Annotated in this window: 5 protein-coding genes; all 5 read right to left on the reverse strand. The window is 52.2% G+C overall.

Annotated elements, in window-relative coordinates:
* Positions 1-16: 16 nt before the first annotated feature.
* A complete protein-coding gene (locus ABD931_RS20400) occupies positions 17-3,451 on the reverse strand; it encodes a SusC/RagA family TonB-linked outer membrane protein (protein ID WP_345269771.1) in 3,435 nt (1,144 codons plus the stop codon).
* A gap of 155 nt (positions 3,452-3,606) precedes the next feature.
* Positions 3,607-4,641, reverse strand: coding sequence for a FecR family protein (locus tag ABD931_RS20405; RefSeq protein ID WP_345269772.1), 1,035 nt, complete (start codon positions 4,639-4,641; stop codon positions 3,607-3,609).
* An 89-nt stretch (positions 4,642-4,730) separates the two neighbouring features.
* Positions 4,731-6,998, reverse strand: a complete 2,268-nt coding sequence (locus ABD931_RS20410) for an NADP-dependent malic enzyme (protein ID WP_345269782.1) — start codon at positions 6,996-6,998, stop codon at positions 4,731-4,733.
* A 31-nt stretch (positions 6,999-7,029) separates the two neighbouring features.
* Positions 7,030-8,958 (reverse strand): malate synthase, encoded by a 1,929-nt coding sequence (locus tag ABD931_RS20415; RefSeq protein WP_345269773.1) that lies wholly within the window; start codon positions 8,956-8,958, stop codon positions 7,030-7,032.
* Positions 8,959-8,984: 26 nt separating this feature from the next.
* Positions 8,985-9,165: hypothetical protein (locus ABD931_RS20420; RefSeq protein WP_345269774.1), on the reverse strand; the 181-nt coding region annotated here is incomplete at its 5' end.

Consider the following 9,165-nt stretch of genomic DNA (forward strand, 5'->3'; position numbering starts at 1 on the left):
ATGCATTTAGCGTGGGTCAAAAAGCAATATTTAAGCCAAGTATGATGCTCTTGGGCAACGGATAATCATTATTATCGACACCCGGCGTGAGTGGGTTTTCGCTATTGCTGACATCCGGATTAAAGTTTGTATACTTCGTGAAAATCAACGGATTCGTCGCGTTCAGGTACACCCTGGCTGCGTTTAACCCAAGCTTTTGATAAATAGGGTTTGGCAGCGCATAGCTCAGTGTTACATTGTTTACCCGGAGATACGAACCGTTGTCCACGAACCGCTGGCTGAAGTTACCCCGCACATTGCCGGTAGGCTGATCATTGGGCCTTACCGTCTTGCCGTCGCCAATATCCGTTTCCGACTTCCAGTAATTATTCAGATAAGCAAGAGCAGGAATACGCCCCCGGGTCGACAAAGCTCCGTTTCGGGCCATGTTAACGACCTGATTACCCTGCGAGCCCTGAATGGAGATACTTAGGGTCAGGTTTTTATAGGAGACATTATTGGTCATACCATAGTAGAAATCCGGGTAGGGAGATCCCATAATGGTCCGGTCGAAGTTATCGATGATCCCATCGGGCTTTCCAGAAGGGCCACTTACGTCCACGAATCGGGTATCGCCGGGGCGTGACCGGTTTCGCGTCCCCGGGGCAAAAACGGGTCCTTTGTCAACTTCTGCCTGATTCAGAAATATACCGTCAGTCAGCCAGCCAAAGAACATGCCAATAGGCTGACCAATCATAGTGACGTTCGCCCCAACGTAAATCGGGTCCCCGTTCGGCCCTAATTTCACGACTTGATTTCTAAAGGTAGAAATGTTAAAATCAGTAGACCACCGGATCGCCTTATTAACGGCCACGGCACTGGCCACAAATTCCCACCCTGTATTTTGGATTTCGCCGATATTCTGGAGCGTATTACTAAACCCGGTAATGCCTGGTATATTTACATTCAGCAGGAGATCGGTGTTGCGGGACCGGAAATAGTCGACATTCAGCGTGATGCGGTTATTAAAAAAGGCGGCATCAATACCCAGGTTCAACGATTTCTGTTTTTCCCAGGTCAGGTCCGGATTTGCCAGTTTGCCCGGCGCAAATCCGGAAGCTGCCGTTTCCCCCAGCGCATACTTCAGGTAATTGATGGTGGCAAAATGCTCGTAATTCCCAATATTATTATTCCCGGTTTCTCCGTAACTAGCCCTGAGCTTCATTTCACTGACAGACCGAACATCCTTTAAAAATTGTTCGTCAGAAATACGCCAGGCTACGGCCGCTGACGGGAAAATCCCGTATTTGTTTTCCGACCCAAACCGGGAGGACCCATCCGTCCGAAACGAGGCTGTCAGGTAATACTTCCCGTCATAATTATAGTTGAGCCGGCCGAGATAGGATACTAACGACCACTCATATACGTCGGAGGTTCCGCCAGAGATTATTCCGCTTGTTGCACTCAGCGTCGGCACCAGATTATTTGGATAACGATTGCTGGTAAGCATATTTGTCTCTGACCGTTCTTTCTGAACCGTGTACCCGGCCAGTGCAGTAATATTGTGTTTATTAAAGCTTCTGGCATAATTCAGGGTATATTCTGTCAGCCAGTTGTAGGTCATGCCGGTATTATCCGTGCCAACAGCCGGCACATCCAGGAATACCGGAAGCTTCGGCATAAATTTTAACCCCCGCGAATTAAGGGCGGAGGCCCCGAGCATGATGTTTAACTTCAGATCGTTGGTAATGGCGTATTCTGCGCCAAGGTTTCCCAGCAGACTAATTCTTTTCTGCGTATTCAATACCTCTCTGGCCAGGGCAACAGGATTATACGCCGTTGGCCCGGCAGACATACCAGGGGAAAAAATAAAGTACGAGCCATCCGGATTGAAATACGGATAGAAAGGCTGAACGTTGGTGGCCTGGGCAATAACCCCCTCATTGGCTCCCCCGGAACCCCCGGTAGACGTAACTACCTTAGCATCCATGAAAGAAGGGTTCAGGTTTAGCTTAAGGAGCAGCTTTCTGGACAATTGGGCATCAATGTTGGACCGAATCGAGTACCGCTGAAAACCGGTGTTGATAATGATACCGTCCTGCTTCAGGTACTCCGTACTGATCGCATAGCGAACATTTTCGCTACCACCGGTGGCCCCTAACTGATACTGTTGCTGCGGGGCCGTTCGGAGAACACCATCCAACGCCACGTGATCAGTAGTATTCCGGCCTTCCAGAACATCCATTACGTCGGTTGGTACCGGTACCTTCCACTTGGCCGGATCGCCCGTGATGCTGCTTCCTTCGTCTATATTTCGATTCCTGATACCATCGTAATAATACTGGGCCTGCTCTCTGGCATTCATAAACTTAGGCACTTTCATCGCTTTCTGAAATCCGTAGTAAGTGTCGAACGAAAAAACAGGCTTACCGGCTTTTCCGCGCTTGGTATTGACAATGATCACTCCGTTTGCCCCTCTGGAACCGTAAATAGCCGTTGCCGACGCATCTTTAAGAATATCCATGCTGGCAATATCGTTCGGGTTCAGCGACTGGATATTATCGGTTGGAAAACCATCGACTACATACAGGGGGCCACTACCCGCCGAAATACTGCCAATTCCCCGAATGCGGATTTGAGGAGCCGCACCCGGTTCCCCGGTAACGGCTTTAACCTGTACCCCGGCTACCCGCCCGGCAAGAGCCTGATCAATCCGCGTTACACCCAGATCCCGAATTACCTTATTGTCAACTGACCCTACAGAACCGGTAAGGTCTTTACGTTTCTGAACACCATAACCCACTACCACCACTTCATCCAGCACCTTAGTGTCCAGCATCAGGGTAACTTCAATAAAGGTTTTGGCTCCAACCGGTATTTCCTGCGTATGATAGCCGATATACGATATTACCAGCACCGCGCCGACATCCTGTACATTCAGGGTGAATCCACCGTCGGCACTAGTGGCGGTTCCGTTATTAGTTCCTTTTTCCACTACGGTTACGCCCGGCAACCCCCCACCTTGTTCATCGTTTACCTTGCCCGTGATTTTTATCAGGTGAGCAACAGGAATTAGTGGTACTGGGATTCTGCCGGTAGACTCAGCTTGTTTGACATCGCGGATTCTGATGTGAATATTTTTATTAATGAGCTTAAACTCCAATTGAGTCGACATAGACACCCGTTCCAGCAGTCTGGCTAATGATTCATTCGTTGCTGAAATGGTGATGCGGCCGTTGTAGACTAAATCCTTTTCATCGAAGGTAAACCGATAGTTTGTTTTGGCTTCTACGATCTGAATAAATTCTCGGAGTGAAGCATTTTTTAGGGTCAGGGTAATTTGTGTGTCCCGCAGAAGCGCATAATCCTGATCATCCGAAGCGACTGCCTTTTGACTGCTGAAGACAAACAAATAGGCCAAAAGGGCTGCTTTTATCGTCCAGATGAAGCGATAAACTAGATATTCCTTCATAAATTTGGGTGGTTTTATTGTTTTCAATACACCGATTGGCCAAAACCACAGTAAAGCTTATGCGCCAACACAGACTTTTACCAGGTTTTGGCTGGTCCAGCTTCTCTCCCGGAGCTGGACTTTTTTACGCTTACAGTTCTTCACATAAGGCCAGGTCATTTAAAATTCATGATTACTACTTTACCGTTGATTTCGAAAGTAAACTGCTTGACGAACGATATACCCGTTAGCACATTCGCTAAACTTTGATTCTCGTAGCTACCCGAATATTGCCAGGCTTTGTTGGCCTGCGGAAATTTCCCTTTCAGTTCTATTTGTACACCATACCAGTTCTCCAGCTTTTCCACAACGTCAGCCAGCGAAGATTTTTTAAAACTTAGCAAGCCGTTTTGCCACCCGAAAACCTCATCCCGATCGTAAGGGCTGATGGTAAATGCCTGATTGGTTTCGGTGAACACCAACTGTTCGCCCGGAATCAACCGGGCCGTTTGCCCATTATGCTTACCTCCGATCTGCCGGATTTCTACAGAACCTGATGCCAGCGATACGGCTATATTGTTTGCATTGCGCCTGTATTTGACATTAAAGGTGGTGCCCAATACCTGCGTCAGAAGCTGCCCCGACCGGACCATGAATGGTCGTAAACTATCGCGTTTTATCGTAAAATATGCTTCCCCTATGAGTTCAACTTCTCGTTTGTTGCCATAAAAATGGTCCGGATACGTAATGCGGCTGCCAGAATGGAGATGGATTAGCGACCCATCCTCCAGTCGGACGAGCTTCCTTGCCCCATAGGGAGCGGCCACCTGCAGGATCTTCGCGGGTTCCGGCTGCTTTATATGATCCATTCCTGCAAACCTGACCACCAGAAAGATCACTGCGGCCGCAGCAGCGGACCACCAGAGCCACCTTCGTGGAACTGACGGCGGCTGGGCAGTTGCGGCTGCCTGGTCGGGTTCAGCACTCAATTCTTCCTCCTCAATGGCGCGTAATATTCGTTTCAGGACGTCCGCCGGATTCATTTCGGTGTCAGAGGCAAGCCCTTCTCCGTTTGTTTCCTGCCAAATCCGGTAAAGATCCTGTTCCTGATCGGCATTTAGATTTTTTGTCTTAAACCATTTCAGGACTGCCAGCTCTTCAGCTGGTGTACACGATCCACTGAAATATTTTTCTAACAACTGTGCATCCATGGGCTCACAACGCGCTTATACACCCATTACACTTGAGCGCGTATCACCACCACTTCCAGGTCAAAAAAATCGTTGAATTTTTAAATTATTTACTGCCGGTCCACCACCGCAACGGCTACCATGTTAAAAATCTCCCGTACGGTACTGCCTAACTGCAGCACATGAATGGGCTTTTTAAGGCCCATCAGCACCGGCCCGATCTTTTCAATCTGAGCTATTTCTTTCAACAGATTATAGGCAATGTTCGAGGATGCCAGATTGGGGAAAATTAAGGTATTCGCCGGTGAGTCAGCCAGGGGTGAGAAGGGATAGGTTTCTTTCATCAGTTTCTGGTTGAACGGCAGGTGTGCCTGCATTTCGCCGTCAACCAAAAGATCCGGCCGTTTGGTTTGTAGCAAGGTTACGGCCTTCTGCATCTTTAGCGCATCGTCACCGGCGGCACTGCCGAAGTTGGAGTACGAGAGAAAGGCTATTCTTGGCTCTACGCCCAACCGCTTCACTTCACCGGCGGTAATCTCCGCGATCTCAACCAGTTCTTCAGCCGTAGGGCTGAAGTTTACCGTAGTATCGGCCAGAAAAATAGGCCCAAAGCGGCTCATCAGAATATACATACCGACTATTTTCTGAATACCTTCCTGGCGACCCACTACCTGGATGGCGGGCCGGAGGGTCTGCGGATAGTTTCGGGTTAAGCCGGATATAAGCACATCGGCTTCTCCGGCTTCGACCATAGCGGCTCCGTAATAATTCCGGTGCAGCATTAATCCGCAGGCATCTGTCCAGATTATCCCCTTCCGTTTTCGTTTCCGGTACAGAATTTCAGCATAAGCGTGTACCGTTTGCTGTTGTTCTGGTGCGCGGGGATCAATAATCTGTACGCCCTCTATAACCAGTTTATTATCCCGGATTATTTCCGTAATTCGGGCGACGTTTCCCAGCAGTATCGGCACGGCGATCTGCTGCTCCAGCACTTCCTGCACGGCCCGAAGCACCGTTAGATTTTCGCCGTCGGTAAACACAACCCGCTTGGGCATTCGTTTTGCCTGTTGGATGATTCCTCGAATCAGAGAATTGTCGAGTCCGATACGCCTGGATAACTGATGCTGATAGGCATCCCAATCGGTGATAGGCAGGCGGGCCACTCCTGTTTCCATAGCAGCTTTGGCAACTGCCGGCGCTACGGTGGTCAAAAGCCGGGGATCCGTTGGTTTCGGTAAAATATACTGGCGACCAAAGGTCAGCTTCTTTTCCCCATAGGCCATATGCACACTATCGGGCACCGGCTTCTTGGCCAGACAAGCCAGCGCCTGCACCGCTGCCAACTTCATGGCTTCGTTTATTTCGGTAGCCCGGACATCCAGGGCTCCCCTGAAGATATACGGAAAACCAAGCACGTTGTTGACCTGATTGGGGTAATCAGACCGGCCGGTTGCCATAATAACGTCGGGGCGGACCGTCATAGCTTCCTCATAGGAAATTTCAGGAACGGGATTGGCCATGGCAAATACAATGGGGTTATCGGTCATGGACCGGATCATTCCCGGACTGACAATATTACCCACAGAAAGCCCCAAAAATACGTCTGCGCCCTGTAAAGCCTCGGTCAGGCTCCAATCAGGCGGTAGACTGGCGGTCGTATACTTATATTGGTTGTGGATCAGATCGGTCCGGCTGCTGTGTAATAAGCCTGCCTTGTCAAAGACCGTTACATGCTCTTTTTTAACGCCCAGCGCTACATACAGATCAAGACAGGCGATAGCCGCAGCCCCTGCACCGCTGACTACCAGGCGTATCTGGCCAATATCTTTACCCGTAATTGCAAGCGCGTTTAACAGGGCGGCTGCGCTGGTAATAGCCGTACCGTGCTGGTCATCGTGCATGACCGGAATAGACAGCTCCTTCCGGAGTCGTTCTTCAATCTGAAAACAGGCGGGAGCTGCTATGTCCTCCAGGTTTATACCCCCAAACGTAGGCTCAAGAATTTTAACGGTCCGAACAAACTCGTCAATATCTTTCGTGTTTAACTCGATATCAAACGCATCGATATCCGCATAAATCTTAAACAACAGGCTTTTCCCTTCCATCACGGGCTTAGACGCGCCCGGACCAATGTCCCCTAACCCCAGCACGGCGGTGCCGTTGGTTATAACCGCTACCAGGTTCCCCTTGGCGGTATAGTCGTAAATCTTTTCGGGAGAGACGGCTATTTCCAAACACGGTTCAGCTACACCCGGTGAATAAGCAAGAGAAAGATCGCGCTGGTTCAGGGTTTCTTTCGTTGGTAATACCTCGATTTTGCCAGGCCGTCCTTTGGCATGGTAATACAGCGCATCTTCCCGAAGCTTTTGCGAATTCATCTCCTGCATGATTAAGGGGAGCCTTGCACGATTATAACGAGGTAGCCTGCAGGGGTATTCCTGTGATCCGGTCAGCTGGTTTGAAGTCCAGGTTCTCGGTAATGCGTTTGCCGTCCTGCATCAGCGTCTCCATATACAGGCTGATTCGCCGGGTGGCCTCGGCCAGATCCCCGTTGTTGAGGTTGATGTTCAACAGGTCGATGAACCACGGCGGCTTTACCCCACTCAGAATGTAGGTATCGGCTATAGCTCGCGCAATGGGCAGCGTGGTGGTCTTGGAAGAGTCGAACACGTCTTTGCCGGATGCCTGCAAGAGCTTATCGTACTCCTCCTCCAGCAGCCGGCGGTACAGCGACTCGGTAAAGACATCCCCCGCCTGAACGCCGGTGGCCGGGTCGGCTTCCGTCAGCCGGGCCCCTTTGTGCAGCCACTCCCACAAGATGCTCAGCCGGATCTCGCCCGTGGCCATGTCTTCCATCAGGTACAGTATATCGTCGTTGCCGAAGAAGTCGGCCGGCTTCAGGGCGGCTGCCTGCATCCCCTGACCAAAGGCGTTGCCGTACTGTAGGGCCACACTCAACAGGTTACGCGCTCCCCGAATGTCTCGGGGGGCCGGCTCCAGCTGGAGCAGCCCGTCGGCATCGGCCTGGGTATAGGTCAGTGGGGGGAACTGGCGGCCCAACTGATTAGCCTCACCCACTTTCTCCCAGACCGGCCGCACAATATGCACCATCTTCCAGTGAGCTACCCATTTGCCGCTGGCCCCTTCGCGCTGCTCCCGCTCGGCACCGGCCAGGGCTTTGGCCATGCTGGCCGCTACGCCTTCTGCGGAGCCGACGGGTATGTTGGGCTCCATGCCCCCCTGCCAGAGTGCAAAGTTCCCATTACGGTCGGGCGTGTTCACCGCCCGGCGAACCCGGTCCTCGTAGTTACGCATGTAGCCGTAGGTCATGGTGATGGCCTCGATGTTGGGGTTGATGAAGCCTGTGTCCCAGGCCATTGCATCCGACACGCTGTTGATGTAATCCCAGCGGCCGGTGTTGTACCCCACGAAGTGCTTACCTAAGGCCGCCCGGATCTCCATGAGCTGATAGGTGGCTTCCAGTTGCTCCACCAGCACGTACACTCGGATGGTGCCCTCTGCCAGGCCCAGGTGCTGCTCCAGAGCCGTCAGCAGCTCGTTCCACAGGGCCGCTTCGCCGGCGGTCTGGATCTTGGGCAGGTAGAGCACCACCGAGGAGCCGGCCTGTTGCAGAGCCCGGTAGTTGTTGGTTACGTACAGCGTCAGATCCACCAGGGAAGCCGCCATCGCCACACCTTCGGCATCACGGATGTGGCGGTCGTCGAGGTGCAGGCCACGGGCGCGGAAGATTTTAGTGGTGACGTCGAGTTGTGCCTGCCAGTCGGCAATGATCTCGCGGCCCAGAAAGCCTCGTGCCCAGGTGTTCATTTCGCCGGCCACCTGCTCGGCTACCTTCAGGAACAAGGGGTCGCGGTGAATGGCGAGTTTGAGGTTGCGCTGGTTGTCGAGGGACATGGTGGAAATCTGCCCCAGGGCATCTTCGCCGTCAAACATCCAGCCGTCGGCCCCGGAGAGCAGGGCGTAGGCCACGTTGCGGATGCTGTTTTCGAGGGGAGCGTTGGGTTTGGCGGCCGGACCGGTACCCTGAATCCACTGGCGCTGCAAATCGGGGGGGATCAGGGCGCCGTCGAAGTTGCCGTCGCGGGCATCCTGCACGCGGATCTGGGTGTGGGGTATGTAGCGCTGCGGGTCCAGAAAAGGAATGCGCTGGTTGAGCCGCCGGCGTTCGGCCCGGCGGTGCAGGCGTTCGGTCATGGCGGCTTTGATGCGCTGGTTGAAGGGGGCCATAGCAGCTAAAGCAGCCAGGGCTTCCGGCGTATACACATCAGCATAAGTCTGGTTCAGGTTATCGCGGATGGTGAAGGCAAAATCAATCATGTTGGAAAAGAAGTAATGAGTGTGAGTTATTGAACAACAACGGGATCTTTGACCTGCTTTCGGTTGAGCAGGTAAACGGCTAAGGCCAGCAACAGCAGCACGCCGGTGAGCAGCAGCAGGTAGGCAAAACCGGTGGTCAGGTCGGTGGCTATGCTTTTGGCCGCTGTCTCGACCAGGCTGTAAGTGGGGATAATCCAGGTGATGACA

Origin of the sequence: Nibrella viscosa, assembly GCF_039541875.1 — a bacterium.
GTDB classification, from domain to species: Bacteria; Bacteroidota; Bacteroidia; order Cytophagales; family Spirosomataceae; genus Nibrella; species Nibrella viscosa.